We start from the raw sequence: 14533 nt of genomic DNA, 5'->3' as shown, positions 1-14533 counted from the left end.
GGGGTGCCTCTCCCTGTTCAGTACGTTTCAAGGGCTGGAGGAAGGCTCGCGGCCGTGTGCGCTTCCGCAATGTTAAACACACTGGCGCAAGCCGGACACTCTGCCCGGCCAAAGACGTATCTGATCCCCTCGGCGAGCCGCTGTTGCCCGTCCCGGCCGGCTGTGGCGTGCATCCATCGGCCCGGGTCGCGAAGCTCCTCGGCCGGGGCGGGCAGCAGTGACCGCTGCTCGATGTCGCCCTGATCCCAGTCTCGAATGGCCGCGTAGCAGCCGTAGTCGCCGACGGCGATGGTCACCTCCGCTTCGCAGCCGGGGCAGGACACGGCATAGAAGTCGTCGGCGAAGTCTCCCAAGGAGGCGCTCCAGTGGTACTGCCCTGCAAGGGCAAGCAGGTCACCGAAGAGCCGGTTGTAGTCGGCCGGACGCGTCAGAAGCCTCTGGTCCACGAGTTCCCGCAACCGAGTGACCTCGTTCGGACAACCCGCGAGCAGAGCTTCACCGTCGGGGTGCCGCAATGTGCCACGCACGATGGCACTGGCCAATTCGAGTGCCTGGACACACGCGGGAGCGAGAGCTGCCAAGCGCGGGAGAGCAGCGAAGCTCGCCGCGGAGACCGTCTCACCGTGGAGGCAGAGACGGTCCCACAGCTCGTCCCATGCCTCCGCTGCTTCCTCTCGCTCCACCTGATCCAGGAGCAGTGGCACTCGCCCAACCGCCCCGTGAGCATCGACCACCTGCGTCCAGTCCGTCACGAGGGCATTCAACTGTTCCCACAGCCACGCTGCCAACCTGCAGAAGAACAGGGCCACGAGCTCCCGAGTCATTGCGGGACAGCCCTTAGACGTCGTTTCTTATGGCGTGATCGTTCGTTGAACCGTGCATGACGGACCTGGTTGAGCGGCTTGTGCCAGACGAGCTGTGGGTGCTGTTCCGACGGGTGGTGCCGCCAACGGTGGTGGAACGTCCGCAGGGCGGTGGCCGACGCCGAGCGGGTGACCGTGAAGCCTTGGCGGCGATCATCTTCGTTGCGACGTCGGGCTGCACATGGCGGCAGTTGCCGCCGGTGTTCGGTCCCGCATGGCCCACGGTCTACCGCCGGTTCGCCCAGTGGAGCCGGGACCGGGTCTGGGCCAGGCTCTACCGCGTGATCCTCGACGAACTCGGGGCACGGGGCGAGCTGGACTGGTTGCGGTGTGCGATCGACTCGGTCAGTCTGCGGGCCGCAAAAGGGGGCCGCTGACGGGACCGAATCCGACCGACCGCGGCAAGCTGGGATCGAAGATCCACCTGATCTGCGACCGGAACGGACTGCCGCTGTCCCTGGGCATTTCCGGTGCGAACATGCACGACAGCCTGGCCTTGGAACCGCTCGTGCGCGGCATCCCGCCCGTCCGGTCCCGCCGCGGCCCTCGGCGCCGACGGCCGGCAAAGCTGCATGCGGACAAGGGCTACGACTACGACCATCTGCGTCGATGGCTCCGTCGGCGGGGCATCCGCCACCGCATCGCCCGCAAGGGCGTCGAGTCCTCGCAGCGGCTGGGCCGGCATCGCTGGGTGGTCGAGCGAACCGTGTCCTGGCTGGCCGGCTGCCGAAGGCTCCACCGTCGCTACGAACGCAAGGCCGAACACTTCCTTGCCTTCGTCGGCATAGCCGCGACCCTGATCGGCTATCGCCGAGTGGTGGGCCCGCTCAGGGCCTGAGCCGGTTCTGCTGCACGTCGAAGCAGACCAGTCCCATGGAATCCGCCACGGTTGCTGCGTAGGCCGATGCCTCCTCGGCCATGCTCCAGCGCATGGGGAAGTAGATCAGCGGGCCGCTGGCTTCGCTGATCAACGGGCCGGTCGACCAGGGCGAGGTGTCCTCGTCGTCCTCGGTGATGTCGCACCACCGTTCAAGCAGCGCAGCCACATAGGCCGCTATGCGTTCGGATGGAGGCTCTTCCACCCCGCCGTCGATGTAGCGGTCGTACAGCTCGTTAAAGACTCGGCCGGCAGTCTTGTCGTCCGCCGGCCTCTCGCCTTCCCAGACAGCCAGGTCGTAGCTCATGCCAGGAGACTCTCACGCCGCTCTGACAGCCATAAGAAACGACGTCTAAGAACACCATGAGTAAGAAGACTGAGAAGCAGAACACCAGCCCCTTCCGTCCGTGCGCCCACGGCGACGCACCGCGCAAGGTCGCGGGCCCGGACCAGCCGCATCCGCCGGCCGCTCCCGCCCCGGCTCCGCCTGCCGATGAGCTGCATCCGGGGATCCGGCTCCTGCTGGAGATCGGAGGAAGCCGCCCGGAGTTGCTGCTGACGGGCAAGGCACTGACCGATCAAGGACGCGTGATCACCGTGATGCTGGAAGCAGGCTGGAGCACCGAGCAACTGCGGCACGTCATCGCCGGCCGGCCCCTGCCCACACCGGTGCGGACCTCGGTCGGCGCGATCATCGCCGCCCGCCTGCGCGCCGCCCAGGCCTACCCGCCGCCCGCCACCGCGACCGGTCACCACACCCCATCCCAGCCGCCCGACCCGGCCCACGAGAAGCACGCGGCGGAGCGCTCCTCGGCCGCGGCCGCCGCCCGCACAGTGACAGAGGCCCTGACCTACCGGGCGCTCGTGGAATGCGCCGGCTGCGGCGTGCCCGGGACGGCACCCGGCGAGGACCTGTGCCCGGCCTGCCTGGGCTGGCCGCCCTGCCGCACCTGCCCCGGCCCCACGCCCCGGCGCGCCCACCCCGATGGCGACGGCCGCTGCACCACCTGCGCCACGGCGTCGGCCGGCAGCGCGAGCTTGATGCGCGCCAGCGTTGCAGAGCGGGACTGATGCCGTCTTCACCCCCAGCACGATGCCGCGAAGAGTATTCGTGAAGGTAGTCGTGGGTGCATACTCGGTGGCATGGCAGATACGACGGTGAAGATCGACACGGAGACCAGGGACCGGCTGGCCAACATTGCGGCCGCTCGGGGCACCAGCGTGCGGGCGCTCCTGGCGGACCTCGCGGTCCAGGAGGAGAACCAGCTGCGCCTGGCCGATGCCACCGCGGCGTTCCGCGAGGTGGTCGCCCGGCCAGGCATCGCCGAGGCTTTCGACCGTGACTTCGGAGGGCTGCCCGAGGGCGTCGACAGCGCACGCCGGGCGGCTTGATCTTGGACCTGCACATCGACATCCGCTGGCTCCTAGACCGGCAGGAGGACCTGCTCGGCAAACAGCTCACCGTGCGCGACTACTCAGGCCTCGTCGCCGCCGTCGCCCGCCACCGCGTCAACACCCCGAGCATCGAGGTCGGCGCGCCGGACGCCTTCTGGCGCGCGGCCGCCCTCCTGGAGCAGATCGTCCTCCTGCGGCCGCTGCCGGCACGCAACGAGTACTTCGCCTACGGCGTCGCCATCGCCTACATCCGAGCCTCCGGCGAAACCATCGACGACTCCTACACCCCGTGGCGCGACCTGATCACCGACATCCGCGCCCTGCGCCTGACCGTCTACGACATCGCCGACCGGCTGCGCTCACTGACCGCGCCGTAACCCCGGAGCACCCGCACCTCGGGACCAGCGGCTGACGCGGCGAACACCTCGGCGCCCCGGGCAATGCCCGGGGCGCCGAGGTGAACCTGCCACACTGGCTGCGCCAGCCAAGCGAGATCGTCACAGATCTGTCCAGGGGCGGGGTTCGCCGTCGGCCAGCGGCGTCCACACATCCGCGGCGGGGCCGTGCTGTTCGAGGTCCTCGAGCACGGCCGCCCCGAGTGGCACCTGGCGGGCGAGCGCGGCGACCAGCGGGTGCTGCGCGGCCATCGCCTGCAGGTCGCTGATCCTGCCCTCCAGCCTGGTCCGCGTAGCGCCGGTCAGAACGAACAGCAGCCGGGGAAAAACCGGGTACCAGCGCATCCAGCCGGGCTCCGCGGCGGCGTTCCTACGCCGGCCGACCGGCTGGGCCTCGTACTGATGCAGCCGCGCGTACTCGATCAGCTTCACCGCCAGACGCTCACCGCTCATGGTGGCGCGGTCGACCTCCACGAACGCGCGCAGCTTACGCCGCTGCTCGCCCTCGACGGCCGTGTAGTACAGGACGGCGTCGGCCACCACCCGCTCGCCTTCACCGATGGCGTGCGACACCTCCGGTGTCCAGTCCCAGGGGCCGTGCTCGTGCCCGAGCCGACGGGCATCAGCCGCGAACGCCAGATGGGCGCGCACCACGGTCAGGGTGTGCGCCGTCTTCAGCGAGGCCGCGGTCGTGGAGGTGATGGGGTACGGCGGCCGGCCTCGCAGGACGGGCAGGTCCCGGGTCAGGCGCGCCCCGTCGGGGGTGAGGTACCAGGCTCGGGTACGGGAGCGGTCGGAGCCCGGAAGCACCGTGTAGTCGACGAGGCCGTCGGCGCGCAGCTTGTTCAGAGCGCGGGAGATCAGCTGCCGTGTGCCGTCCGGGCGCAGCATCCGGCGCAGTTGGCCGGTGGTGGCGATGCGGTGCTGGGCGAGAGCTGTCATGAGCTGGTGGCTCAAGGTCTCGCTGGGAGACGGATGGGGATCGTGTGTTGCTGCAGGGGAGCAGGACATGCGGCTTCCTTCTCGGCACGCGCCATGTGGACCCAACCAAACACGGGCCGTTCAACCGACGGCATCAGGTACCGATCAGAAAACCCAGGCACCATGACCAGACCACCGACCACCAAGGCCCGACCAGAGTCACGACTGAGAGACATCCTGCTGCTCGGCGCCGTGGCCGGTCCCCGAGTTTCGGGTGCGCATGGAGCATCGCGAGGATCGCATCGCAGGGGCTGCGCCCTCGATCACAGGATGATTTTGAAGGCTTTGAAACGTGGACGATGGCCGGTCCGCAGCAGCATGGGCTGCTGCGGGGCGTAGTGGCGAGCTACGCCATGCCGGCCATCGCCTGCGGCATCCGGCCCGCAGGGATCAACAACCCATAGCCGGGTACCGCGTCCGTTGGGGCGGTGGCCTCGTGGCCACCACCGGGTGTTACCTGTTGCGCGCAGCCTTCTGCTCGAGGATGCGCCGGCGGGTCCACCGGCGCTTTCCGCCACTTTCGGTGAGCGCATCCGCTGTCTTCAGCAGCGGCAGGTTGCCCTGGGCGAGGCTGCTGCTGAAAGAGGCGATGCTCTTGAAGCCGAGCAGGGCAGCGGCTTGGGTTGCTCCCAGCAACTCGTCGGGATCTCCGTCGACGGGGACATCCGGCAGCGGCCGCGTCGGACGCCCGGTCACTTTGCGTCTGCCGACGCCAGGGCGGGTGGCCTTCCAGTCCAGCAGGGTCTGCACGCGCCACCTGCGTCGCTGGTAGGGCCTCTCCGCGGTGCCGAGTTCCTCAACGACGTCGGGTTCGGGGAAGTAGCCGGGGTGATCGCGCAGGTAGTGGTTGACCTGCTGAGTGTTCTTGTAACCGAGGAACTTCGAGGCCTCAGCGCTGGTGAGCAGCTGGTCCGGGTCGAGCTTCGGGGGCTTGTGCTCCTGCAGGCGAGACGCTTTGCGTTGAGTGAACCACTTGTCCACGTCCACCTCGTCCCACTGCCGAGCGCGGCCACGGTGGCCGACGACATCCGGGAACCCGGTGGTCTCCCGATCGAGGTACAGCGAGCTGATGCGCGCCGGGGTGAGTCCGTACTTCGCGGCGATGTCCGCGGCCTCGACGACACGCCGTGCGGAGCGGGCCATAGTGTGGACGTCCCCTCGTGTGTCGCGAGTCGGCCTCCCCGACCCGCAACACGCATAATGGCCCAAGTTTCATTCGGGTGTCCAGCTCGACGCCCGTTTTCCGGACACCAGGGATGCCGGTGCTCACTCCTCGGGGAGGAGGCTGATCCCTCGGTGGGCGGCGTCTTCCACCATGGCGGAGTAGGCGAGTGCCGCGGGGGTCATGTCCCATTCGGCCAGGGCGAGGAGGAGCACCATCTCTTCCCGGTCCCGTGAGGCGTCGTAGGGGACGTTGGCTGCTTCGGCTGCGGATGCGAGGTTGGCGGTGGACAGTCCCTGCAGGCGGGTCGCGGTCGCCTGGTGGGTCTCCTGCAGGCCTTGGTGGTAGAGCACGTTGCCTTCGCGCAGCAGGTTCAGGAGGTCCTCGCCGTCGGCGGCCGGTGCGGCTGCGGACAGTTCCAACAGGCGCTGGGTGCTGGTCGTCATCATGGTCAGTATGCCTCTCTGGAGGAACGGGGAGGGACAGTCAGGGGGCGGTAATGCCTGCGTTGCAGCCGTCGCAGGTGGGGCCGGAGGGCGGGCGGGCCGCCAAGTTGACGGCCTTGCGGGGCGGCTTCTGCAGGGCATGGCGCACTTGCTGCTCGAGCAGGTCCATGTCGGCGCCGTCGTCGGGCAGGACGATGCCGGGGTCGGGAGCGCCGGGCCTGCGGCTGGCTTCGATCAGGTCGGTGATGCGCCAGTCGGGGCGGAAGCTGTCGCCGCGGGTGGATTCGACTTCGGCATACAGGGCGGCGAGCCGGGGCCGGCGGGCGATGGCCAGCAGCAGGTCCCGCTTGGAGGCGAACACGCACAGCGAGCACGAACACCGGCTGGTCCCCCGCCAGTCGTCCGCGCCCGGGTGGGAGTCGTAGGTCCAGTGGTGGGGCACGGGCGCGTCCTGGTGCCATTCGAGGACGGCGGCGGTGGGCCAGTCCTTGACCGGCAGCCATTCGTCGACGATGCGGGCGCTGTTGGTGAGGACGTTGCGGTAGGCGGGATGGCCGGCCCGGTCGCGGCTTTCGTCGGCGCGCAGGCCCATGACCTTGAGGATGCGTACGGGGCGGCCGAGCTCGCGGCGCAGTCGCCGCACGAGGGGTGTCCAGGCGCTGGAGATGATCGACTCCTTGGCGTACTTGCGGCAGTAGGGGCTGCCCATGCGGGGGAAGCGGCCGTAGGCGGCGATCTCGGTGAGTAGGAACGCGGGCCGTGCGACTTCCACATGCCGTTCGGGCGGGATCCCGCAGGCCGCGCTCTGGGCGGCGGCGAGCTCGGACATCGACGGGTAGCGCGTGCCGTCGATGTGCACGGCCGGCCACTCCAGCGGCCCGAGCGTGGCGTGGTAGGTGATCACCCGGTCGGTGACCCCGGCCGCCGCGGCGTCCTGCATGAAGGACCACAGCATGACGCTGCTGTCCTTGCCGCCGGACAGCTGCGGTGCGAGCAGGTCGTAGGCGGCCAGGTCGGGGCTGGGGGAGGGGCAGACGGTGGGCAAGGCGGGCATGACTGCTCCAGGCAGGGTCCGGGGGAGGGGGTGGGTGGCTGTCACCGGGCGGCCGGCTCGGGGTCGGGACGGCGCGGGTAGGCCGGTCGCGCATCGAAGCCGATCTTGATGCGGGCGCGTTGTCGCCGGTTGTGGCCGAGCGGGAAGACGTACCTGTGACAGCCGCGGTGGCGAAGGGCACGGGCGCCGACCGCCTCCAGGGCCTCTCGCAGCCACACCGCGGGATCGCACCCGGCTCGCGGGACGGGGGCGCCCAACGCGATCAGCCGGGACTCGACGTACTGGTGACCTTGCTCCTGGCGGCGGACCTTCTGCGCGGACCGGTCGTTGAGCACCGTGCCGTCGGGCAGGACCTTCAGGGTCCGCGCGGTCGCCCTGCCGGCGTAGATCCCGTTCGTGGCCTGGTAGATCCGGCCGCAATGTCCCGGCATGATCAGACGGCCGGAGGCGGTGCGCCGGGGGACGGGGTCGGCGAAGGACACCACTCCGCGCACACCCGCGGCGAGCAGCTCGGTGTGGCAGCGGGCCAGGAACCAGCTTTCGGAGTTGCCCGGGCACTCGTCCAGGAGCACGAACCGCGAGCATTCGAGCGCTTCCGTGACGGGGGCCAGGTCCGGCAGTGCCTTGGTGAGCACGGCCTGGTTCACCGGTACGCCGAACACCGCCACGCCGCTCAGCCGCCGCTCACCGGCCGAGACGTCGTACAGGCCGAACCTGCGCACGGCTGCCGGGTAGGAGGCGGAGTAGTGATGCGTGCGGACGAACGCTTCGGCGTCCTTCTCGCTGATCTGCTCCACCTCGTAGTGGCGAGCGTCGAACCCGCCTTCGCTGACGTGCCGCCAGGAGTGCGTGCGCTCACGCCACCGCTGGCACCAGGGCGACGAGGTCGGCACCTCCGGGAGGCCGTCGAACGGCAGCGCCTGCTGGACCGCGGCCATCACCGCTCCCTCCGGTCCGCGGCTACGTGCGCCTGCAGCGCGCGGGCAGAGGCGAACGGTGGCTGCGGACGTGGTCGTCGTTGCGCCGGCAAGGCGCGGGAAGGTCGTCATGCGTCATCTCCGGGCAGAGAGGGAGGGGGTGCGGCTAGGAACGGTGCGGTCCTCGTCGGGCCGGGCGGCCGGGCGGGCGGCCGGGAAGTTCAGTTGAGGGGGAGCGGGGTGGGGGTGCCGGAGAGCAGGGCGTGCCATTCGCGTTCGAAGGCGTCGTCTTGCTTGTCGATCACGCGGGCGGGGGCGGTGACGAGCAGTTCCTCCGCCATGGGCCAGTTCTCGCGGCGGGGGCGGAGCCAGGCGCGGGCGCGTCCGTAGAGCGGGTCGCGTTCGACGTCGATGCCGTGCCGCTCGGAGACGCTGATGAGCCGCTGGGCCAGTCGCTGCGGGCGGCCGAGGTCGATGCGTTCGGTGGAGCGCATGACCGGGCGGCGCTTGCCGGTCTCGGACAGCAGGAACAGGCGGCGCACGTGGTAGAGCGCCCAGGGCATGTCGAGCTCGCGCTCGAAGGCCTCCAGGCAGGCGCGGTCCTCGGGCCGGTCGGCATCGAGGAGTTCGAGCAGGCTGCGCTTGCCGTACAGCTTGGCGTTGGGGTTCAGGCTCATCGCCGTGTACTCCAGGCGCAGCACCTCACCGGCGATGTCGGGGTGGGCGCGCATGCGCTCGAGGTGGGCGGGCAGCGAGCCCATGGAGACGGGGAAGCAGCAGAAGGTGCAGTACGACTTTGGCCAGTGCACGCCGAACCGCTCCAGCAGGTAGTCCTCGCACTGCCGGCGGTGCCAGCCCCAGTCGCGGAGCGGGTAGACCCCGGTGCGCCCGGGGATCTTCGAGGCGGCCGCGTCCCCGAAGCAGCGCCCGGGCTCGTCGGCGTTGAAGCCCATGATCTGCCGGAACGGGCGCCCGCCCATCACCGGCACGAGCCAGCGGTCCCCGACTTCGCCCTTGGCGCGCAGGCTGCACTTGCGGGTGCCGGCCTGCTGGGGGACGGTGCCGACGGACTCCAGTTCGTCCCACAGCGTCCAGGGCCCGCGGGTGAAGAGCCGCTGAGGATGTCGGGAGTCGTCCAGGACCGTGATGCCGGCCGCCTTCAGCTGCCCGGAGCGGGACAGCTGCACGAAGCGCACGCGGTGCTCGCGCAGCAGCGGCAGCATGAACTCCTCGACCAGCAGCCGGGTCTCGGGCCATTCGCTGCCGGTGGCCATGTACAGCACCACGGTGCGCTCCAGGTCGATGCCGTGCGCGGCGGGGTCGGTGAGCATGCGGGCGAGGTAGGCGGTGGAGTCGGCGCCCAGGCCCCAGTTGATGACGGTGTCCACCTCCTCGTCCCGGCTCAGGCCGGGCAGCGGCGGCGTGTGGACGGCGGCGGGCATGGCGGTTGTTCACTCCTTCGCGGTGCGCTCGGGCAGGCGGTGGGCTCGGGCAGGCGGTGGGCGGGGATGATGAGGACCTGGTCGTCGGCGGGCCACGGCGGATAACCGGGCGGGGACGGGCGGTGGTCACCTTGCGGCGTGCCTCTCGTGCAGTGCGGCGGCCGCCGCCCACCACGCCTCGCGCAGCGCAGGATCCTCGCGGGTCTGCTTGCACAGGCCGCGGTGCTCACCCATGCCGCCGGACAGGGGCGTGTGCAGGTGAGGGATGGCGGGGCGCAGGAGTGCGGCGTAGTCCTGACCGCCGAGGAAGATCACGTCGGCGTCGTGGGTGCCGAGTCCCGCGGCGTGGTCGGCGATCCGCTCGGGGGTGACGGCCCGCTCGTCGCCGATCGTCACGTCGTACGGCAGCAGCGGACGCTTGAGATCGACCAAGCCGTGCAGTGCGGACATGATCCGGATCAGCGAGGGGTCGGTGAGGGCGTCGGCCGCCAGGCGCAGCGACCGGTGGTACAGGCCGGTGTACAGCTCCCCCGCGGGGTAGCCGGCGTTGACGTTGCCGTAGTCGTTGAAGCCCGGGTGCGGCTTCTTCCCGTTCCCGCACGCGATGATGACGAGCCGTCGCCGCTGCACGTCGATGCCGCCGCGCTGGCGGGCGTACATCCGGCCGGCCGGTGTGAGGTACAGCGAGCTGCATCGGCCGAACTTGGTGGCGTACCCGGCGGCCCGGACGGCGCGCAGCGTGGGTGCGCGGAACCACTTCTGGCCGGCCCAGTACACGTCGTGGTCGTCGCGGCCGGGCACGCGCTGGTCGGGACGCCCGGCAGCCGTCACGACCGCCTCGTGCTGCACCCCGGGGAGCTTCGGCAGGATCGGCTCGGCGGATGGGGTGTCCGGCGTGCGGCCGTGCTGCTGCCGCCACTCCTCGAGCGCAGCCTGCCCCTGCTCGGTCATCCGGTGGGTGCCGCCGTCGCCCGTGTGGGGTGCGACCATGCCGTCTGCCACCAGTTTGGCCATTGTGGCGGGGTGGCCGGAGACGACGCCGTTGTCGTTCTGGTCCAGGGCGCGTGCGCCCTGCGGGGTGAGCTGGGACATGGGTGACTTCCTTCCTGCCCGGCCCGGGCAGTGAGCAGGGTGCAGTGGTGAGGGGGTGGAGAGATGCGGCAGCGTCCTTGGGGCGTGACGGGCGTCCCGCGGACCAGTGCCGACGGAGTTGCGGCGGTCCGGCGGGCTGAGGCGTGGGGAAGCCTCTTGGGCGCTGCGTGGGGCTGGGGCGCGGTGCGGCCGGAGGTGTCAGAGCAGGGCGAGCGCTTGGGCGGGGTGCGGGCAGAGCACCGCGCGCTGTTCGGCGATCAGGCGTGCGGTGCCGCCGGCGCGGATGTCGTCTTCGGCGGGCGGGGCGGTGAGCAGCGGACGGTGCAGGTCGAGTGCGGCCTGGGCGGTGCGCAGGGTGTGGCTGTGGTCCAGGGCCTCGATCAGGACCACGGCCTTGGACAGGGCGGCCAGGAGGCGGGCGCTGGCTTGGTGGGTGGCGCCGCTGGCGGGGGTGCCGGGCGGGTAAAGGCTGATCACGGCGCCGCCGCCGGTGGGGATGCGTTTCATCAGGGCGGCGTGGGCGTAGGGGTGGGCGCGGTCCAGGCCGCGGGGCAGGACGGCCAAGGTGGCCCGCCCGGTGAGCGCGGCCGCCTGGTGGGCGGCGGCGTCCACACCGAAGGCGAGGGTGGCGGTGACGGTGTGTCCGGCTTCGGCGATGGCGTGGGCGTAGTCCTGGGTGGCAGTCAGGGCGTGGGCGGTGGCGTTGCGGTTGCCGGTGACGGCCACCGTGCTGGCGGTCAGCTCGGGCAGGTGCTCACGGCCCAGCACCCACAGCCCCAGCGGCTGGCGTTCGCCCAGCACGGTGAGGGCGGTGGGCCAGCCCTCGTCGGAGCGGATGATGAACTGGCAGTACAGCAGGAACCTGTTGAGTTCCTCCTCGGGCCGGTACCGCGCCAGGCGCCCGCTGGCGTCTGCCTGCACGCGCTGCTGCCACACGTCGGCGGCGCTGTGCGCGGCGAGGTCCTCGGCAACCTCCTCGGGGGCGAAGTGGGCGGCGAGCGCGGCGAGCGCGGACCGCTCGGACGGAGTGCGGGCAGCAGGCATGACGGTTCTCCGGAGGGAAGGCGGCGCCAGCGGTGGAGCGGCGCAGTAGGGCATGGCAGGGGGGCAGGGGCAGGGGCAGGGGCAGGGGCGGGGGGCAGCGGGGCGCTGGCAGGCGAACCGGCGCCCCGCGAGGTGGTGCGGGCAAAAAGGGGGAGGAGTGGCGGTGCGGTCCCGGCAGGCGAACCGGTTCCGCACCGGATGGCGCGGCGAGGAGCGGGCTGTCAGCGACCGGCGTTCGGGGAGAGGGCGTCGGCCGGGGTACGGGCGGTGGTGCGGTGCCATCCGGTGGCCCGACGCTGCTCCCACCAGGCGGGCGGACCTCCCGTCTGACCGGCGGGGCCACGGGCACCGGCTGCGGCGGGCTGCGCCGCCGGGGCAGCGACCGAAGCGACCGGCGCGGTGGGGGAGATGGGGGCGGCGGCGGCCGGGCTGGGCAGGCTGGTTTCGGTGTAGGCGATGCGCTGGCGCAGGCTGATGCCGAGGTCGTCGACGCTCAGGTAGACGGCGTTGTCCCGGATCTCGGTGACGCGCCCGGTGACCAGCACGCGCACGCCGTCGACGAGGGACTCGGTGGCGTTACGGGCCAGGTCCCGCCAGGCGGTGCACACGTAGCGGATGGGGGCCCCGTCGCGCCACTGCTGGGCGGCGGCGTCCCACTGGGTGGTGGTCTGGGTGAGGCGGAAGCGGCAGACGGCGACACCGGAGTCGGTGAATCGGACTTCCACGCTGCCGGTCACGGTGCCGGACACGTGGGTGACGGACGGGGCCATGCGAACACCTCCTAAGTCAAATAATAGTGCGAGTCAGTGTGGGGTCAACCCCCCTTGCGCTGCATCGTGATGGCCGTGCGGTTGGCGAGCCGTCGAAGGCGGGCCTTCCAGGCAGGGATGCGGGCCGGGACCGACCGTGCTCCGAGGGTGCTGAAGACGGTGGCGTCCTCGACTTCCACCTGGAGCGGGACGGTGCCGTCGGGCCGGACCAGTTGCTCGTGGGTGGTGTCCAGGTGTACGGAGATGCGGACGGCGCGCATGTCGGGGTCGAGGTAGGCGAAGACGAGGATCCCGGCGAGTTCGATGCAGGGCAGGCCTTCGTCGTCGGGGCCGGCCATGGGGTGGAAGACGGCCGCGCTGTTGGCTTCGGCGCAGGCGTCGGGGTCGGTGAGGTTGAGCGGGGAGGGTGTGCTGATGTGGCGGGAGATGTCGTCGGTGTAGAGGGTGTAGCCCTCGTCGCCGCGGTGCCGGTCGTTGCCGTAGTAGAGGTCCACCGCCGTCTGGTCGTCGGCCGGAGGGCGGTAGGGGACACCGTCCTGGTCGCTGACGTTGTCCCAGCAGCCGCGCACGTGCTGCGCGAGGGAGGCCAGGGCGGAGGCGTGGTCGGCCCACAGCGTGATGTCGTCGCCGTGCCGGTCCCACTGGCGCAGCACCCACGCCCGGCCGTTCACCTGTACCGCGACGTCCTTGGAGGTCGCGAAGTTGAAGTGGCTGAACCACTCGCTGAGGATGTCGGCGGTGTCCGCGCCCGGCCATTCGCCGGTGCGCAGCTGGAGGCTGTCCATGAGCTCGGCCAGCTCGATGATGGCCGCGCCCTCGGGCGTGGCCGCGTCCGGTGTGATCCGCACGGGAGTCTCCTTTCATGGGGCGGGGTGGTCAGGACTCGTTCCACAGGGCGTTGAACTGGTCCATCAGGTGCTGCTGGTGGGGGGTGAGGGTGGCGGTGCGCAGCAGACGCCGGCGCAGGACGGGCACGTCGACGCTGATGCCGATGGGCGCATCGGGCCGGTCGGGCGCGCAGACGATGCGGTAGCTGGAGGTGTGGATCATCCAGGCCTCGTAGCGGTCGGCCGGGTGGCCGCTGCGGGCGGTGTGGCCGTCGTCGGGGGTGCGGGCCGGGCACGGGCAGGACGGGTCGGTGCAGGGGCGCCCGGCGGGGTGGGTGGCCAGGACGGAGGTGCGCCGGTAGTGGGTGGCGGTGCCGTTGAGCATGGGGCAGTGCGCGGCCGTGTAGGGCAGGCACTCGGGGTGCAGCGCCGGTTCCGGCGCATGCCCTCGGACGGTGTCGGCCGGGCGGACGACCAGGTAGCACCGCTCGTCGAGCGGCTGGCCGCAGATCTGGCACAGACGCCGCAGGAAGGCGGTGCGGGCCCGGTCGGCGTCCAGGCTGCCGAAGACGGCGTGCCCGCCGTGGATCAGGGACACCCACGGCACGACCAGCCCGCCCGCCAGCGGCCGGCGCGCACAGCGCTGCGGTATGGCGTGCATCTGTCTTCTCCCATCGGATCGAGGAGCGGGCCACGGGGCGTCAGGTGCCGGGCGTGGGAGGGTCGGTCAGGAGGTCCTCCCAGCGGATGTAGCGGCAGCCGGTCGCCTCGTGCAGGCGCAGGTGCAGCCAGGCAAGGCCCTGCCCGGTGTGGAGGACGGCTTCGGCGCCGATGGCCGCGGCCCGTGGGTGGGCGGTGTCGTCGCCGGGGTCGGCGAGGGCGAGGATCAGTCCGGGGCGGTGGGGCATGTGGCGCAGGGTGAAGGCGCTGTAGCTGCGGTCGTCCAGGATCACGAGCGGGGCGAGCTGGTACTCCTCAGCGCTGAACAGCGGTGAGGGCAGCCGCCGCAGCGGAACCGCGCAGGGCAGCAGACCGAGCGGGTCCTCGTCGGGACGGTCGCTGATGATCAGCACCGGCGTCCACGCTTGCTCTTGAGGTGCTGGAGCTGAGTTGGGCATGGCGGACGGGTCGCTTTCGACATCGGGGACGGAAGTCAGAGGTGAGGCGGGAGTCGGATGAACCGCGCGGGCCATCCCGCCCCTGTGCCGGTCGGGCCGCCCAGGGCCCTTTCCGGAGCGGTGGGCGACAAGTGACAAGCCCGGGGGGGT

General features: G+C 71.1%; 18 protein-coding genes. 4 read left to right on the top strand and 14 right to left on the bottom strand.

The features are described 5' to 3' along the window. Positions 1-17: 17 nt before the first annotated feature. A complete protein-coding gene (locus ACF07N_RS35405) occupies positions 18-809 on the bottom strand; it encodes a hypothetical protein (protein ID WP_392120887.1) in 792 nt (263 codons plus the stop codon). Between the two features lie 71 nt (positions 810-880). Here ACF07N_RS35405 and ACF07N_RS35400 point away from each other — a divergent pair. Beyond that, positions 881-1701 (top strand): IS5 family transposase gene (locus ACF07N_RS35400; protein WP_392120885.1). Its coding sequence is split into 2 segments (ribosomal slippage): positions 881-1238 and positions 1238-1701, totalling 822 coding nucleotides; the frame shifts between segments, so codons are not numbered across the junction. Here the strand turns inward: ACF07N_RS35400 and ACF07N_RS35395 are convergent. Continuing rightward, complete coding sequence (locus tag ACF07N_RS35395; protein WP_392120883.1) at positions 1691-2047, bottom strand: hypothetical protein; 357 nt, start codon at positions 2045-2047, stop codon at positions 1691-1693. The genes ACF07N_RS35400 and ACF07N_RS35395 overlap by 11 nt on opposite strands. Before the next feature lie 56 nt (positions 2048-2103). Between ACF07N_RS35395 and ACF07N_RS35390 the strand changes: the two genes are divergently transcribed. The 3 genes from ACF07N_RS35390 to ACF07N_RS35380 all read left to right on the top strand — a co-directional run bounded on the left by ACF07N_RS35390 (position 2104) and on the right by ACF07N_RS35380 (position 3512). After that, positions 2104-2811, top strand: coding sequence for a hypothetical protein (locus tag ACF07N_RS35390; protein WP_392120881.1), 708 nt, complete (start codon positions 2104-2106; stop codon positions 2809-2811). 72 nt (positions 2812-2883) lie between these two features. Continuing rightward, positions 2884-3132: an antitoxin MazE7 gene (locus ACF07N_RS35385; protein WP_392120879.1), complete on the top strand. Its 249-nt coding sequence runs from the start codon at positions 2884-2886 to the stop codon at positions 3130-3132. Between the two features lie 2 nt (positions 3133-3134). Next, positions 3135-3512 carry a toxin Doc gene (locus ACF07N_RS35380; RefSeq protein WP_392120954.1) on the top strand — a complete coding sequence of 126 codons (378 nt, stop codon included), beginning with the start codon at positions 3135-3137 and terminating at the stop codon, positions 3510-3512. Between the two features lie 120 nt (positions 3513-3632). Here the strand turns inward: ACF07N_RS35380 and ACF07N_RS35375 are convergent, their stop codons facing one another. The 12 genes from ACF07N_RS35375 to ACF07N_RS35320 form a co-directional block, all read right to left on the bottom strand. Further along, a complete protein-coding gene (locus ACF07N_RS35375; RefSeq protein ID WP_392120877.1) occupies positions 3633-4472 on the bottom strand; it encodes a replication-relaxation family protein in 840 nt (279 codons plus the stop codon). Positions 4473-4964: 492 nt separating this feature from the next. Further along, positions 4965-5654, bottom strand: a complete 690-nt coding sequence (locus ACF07N_RS35370) for a hypothetical protein (RefSeq protein ID WP_392120875.1) — start codon at positions 5652-5654, stop codon at positions 4965-4967. A 123-nt stretch (positions 5655-5777) separates the two neighbouring features. Next, entirely contained in the window at positions 5778-6119 is a 342-nt protein-coding gene (locus ACF07N_RS35365; RefSeq protein WP_392120873.1) for a hypothetical protein, read from the bottom strand. Between the two features lie 40 nt (positions 6120-6159). Further along, positions 6160-7173 (bottom strand): phosphoadenosine phosphosulfate reductase, encoded by a 1014-nt coding sequence (locus tag ACF07N_RS35360; protein ID WP_392120871.1) that lies wholly within the window; start codon positions 7171-7173, stop codon positions 6160-6162. A 41-nt stretch (positions 7174-7214) separates the two neighbouring features. Continuing rightward, complete coding sequence (locus ACF07N_RS35355) at positions 7215-8111, bottom strand: hypothetical protein (RefSeq protein WP_392120870.1); 897 nt, start codon at positions 8109-8111, stop codon at positions 7215-7217. Between the two features lie 200 nt (positions 8112-8311). Then, on the bottom strand, positions 8312-9532 hold the full coding sequence (locus tag ACF07N_RS35350; RefSeq protein ID WP_392120868.1) for a hypothetical protein: 1221 nt from the start codon (positions 9530-9532) through the stop codon (positions 8312-8314). Positions 9533-9658: 126 nt separating this feature from the next. Beyond that, positions 9659-10624, bottom strand: a complete 966-nt coding sequence (locus ACF07N_RS35345) for a DUF6884 domain-containing protein (RefSeq protein WP_392120866.1) — start codon at positions 10622-10624, stop codon at positions 9659-9661. 198 nt (positions 10625-10822) lie between these two features. Beyond that, positions 10823-11668 (bottom strand): DNA-processing protein DprA, encoded by an 846-nt coding sequence (locus tag ACF07N_RS35340; protein WP_392120864.1) that lies wholly within the window; start codon positions 11666-11668, stop codon positions 10823-10825. 221 nt (positions 11669-11889) lie between these two features. Beyond that, positions 11890-12438, bottom strand: coding sequence for a single-stranded DNA-binding protein (locus ACF07N_RS35335; RefSeq protein WP_392120862.1), 549 nt, complete (start codon positions 12436-12438; stop codon positions 11890-11892). A gap of 44 nt (positions 12439-12482) precedes the next feature. After that, positions 12483-13286, bottom strand: coding sequence for a hypothetical protein (locus ACF07N_RS35330; RefSeq protein ID WP_392120860.1), 804 nt, complete (start codon positions 13284-13286; stop codon positions 12483-12485). A gap of 28 nt (positions 13287-13314) precedes the next feature. Next, complete coding sequence (locus ACF07N_RS35325; RefSeq protein WP_392120858.1) at positions 13315-13926, bottom strand: cell envelope biogenesis protein OmpA; 612 nt, start codon at positions 13924-13926, stop codon at positions 13315-13317. A 40-nt stretch (positions 13927-13966) separates the two neighbouring features. After that, positions 13967-14338 carry a hypothetical protein gene (locus ACF07N_RS35320; protein WP_392120857.1) on the bottom strand — a complete coding sequence of 124 codons (372 nt, stop codon included), beginning with the start codon at positions 14336-14338 and terminating at the stop codon, positions 13967-13969. Positions 14339-14533 lie beyond the last annotated feature (195 nt).

The sequence above is a fragment of the Streptomyces sp. NPDC015242 genome, from assembly GCF_043079125.1.
Classification (GTDB): Bacteria; Actinomycetota; Actinomycetes; order Streptomycetales; family Streptomycetaceae; genus Streptomyces.
Note: the sequence above shows the minus strand (reverse complement) of the source record. Positions and strands in the feature narration are given on the sequence as shown.

Excerpts from the sequence above, each read along its gene's own strand:
- ACF07N_RS35350 (WP_392120868.1), bottom strand. The coding sequence starts at position 9,532 with ATGCCCGCCGCCGTCCACACGCCGCCGCTGCCCGGCCTGAGCCGGGAC.
- ACF07N_RS35355 (WP_392120870.1), bottom strand. The coding sequence starts at position 8,111 with ATGGCCGCGGTCCAGCAGGCGCTGCCGTTCGACGGCCTCCCGGAGGTG.
- ACF07N_RS35360 (WP_392120871.1), bottom strand. The coding sequence starts at position 7,173 with ATGCCCGCCTTGCCCACCGTCTGCCCCTCCCCCAGCCCCGACCTGGCC.
- ACF07N_RS35395 (WP_392120883.1), bottom strand. The coding sequence starts at position 2,047 with ATGAGCTACGACCTGGCTGTCTGGGAAGGCGAGAGGCCGGCGGACGAC.
- ACF07N_RS35365 (WP_392120873.1), bottom strand. The coding sequence starts at position 6,119 with ATGACGACCAGCACCCAGCGCCTGTTGGAACTGTCCGCAGCCGCACCG.
- ACF07N_RS35335 (WP_392120862.1), bottom strand. The coding sequence starts at position 12,438 with ATGGCCCCGTCCGTCACCCACGTGTCCGGCACCGTGACCGGCAGCGTG.
- ACF07N_RS35390 (WP_392120881.1), top strand. The coding sequence starts at position 2,104 with ATGAGTAAGAAGACTGAGAAGCAGAACACCAGCCCCTTCCGTCCGTGC.
- ACF07N_RS35385 (WP_392120879.1), top strand. The coding sequence starts at position 2,884 with ATGGCAGATACGACGGTGAAGATCGACACGGAGACCAGGGACCGGCTG.
- ACF07N_RS35325 (WP_392120858.1), bottom strand. The coding sequence starts at position 13,926 with ATGCACGCCATACCGCAGCGCTGTGCGCGCCGGCCGCTGGCGGGCGGG.
- ACF07N_RS35370 (WP_392120875.1), bottom strand. The coding sequence starts at position 5,654 with ATGGCCCGCTCCGCACGGCGTGTCGTCGAGGCCGCGGACATCGCCGCG.
- ACF07N_RS35340 (WP_392120864.1), bottom strand. The coding sequence starts at position 11,668 with ATGCCTGCTGCCCGCACTCCGTCCGAGCGGTCCGCGCTCGCCGCGCTC.
- ACF07N_RS35375 (WP_392120877.1), bottom strand. The coding sequence starts at position 4,472 with ATGACAGCTCTCGCCCAGCACCGCATCGCCACCACCGGCCAACTGCGC.
- ACF07N_RS35345 (WP_392120866.1), bottom strand. The coding sequence starts at position 10,624 with ATGTCCCAGCTCACCCCGCAGGGCGCACGCGCCCTGGACCAGAACGAC.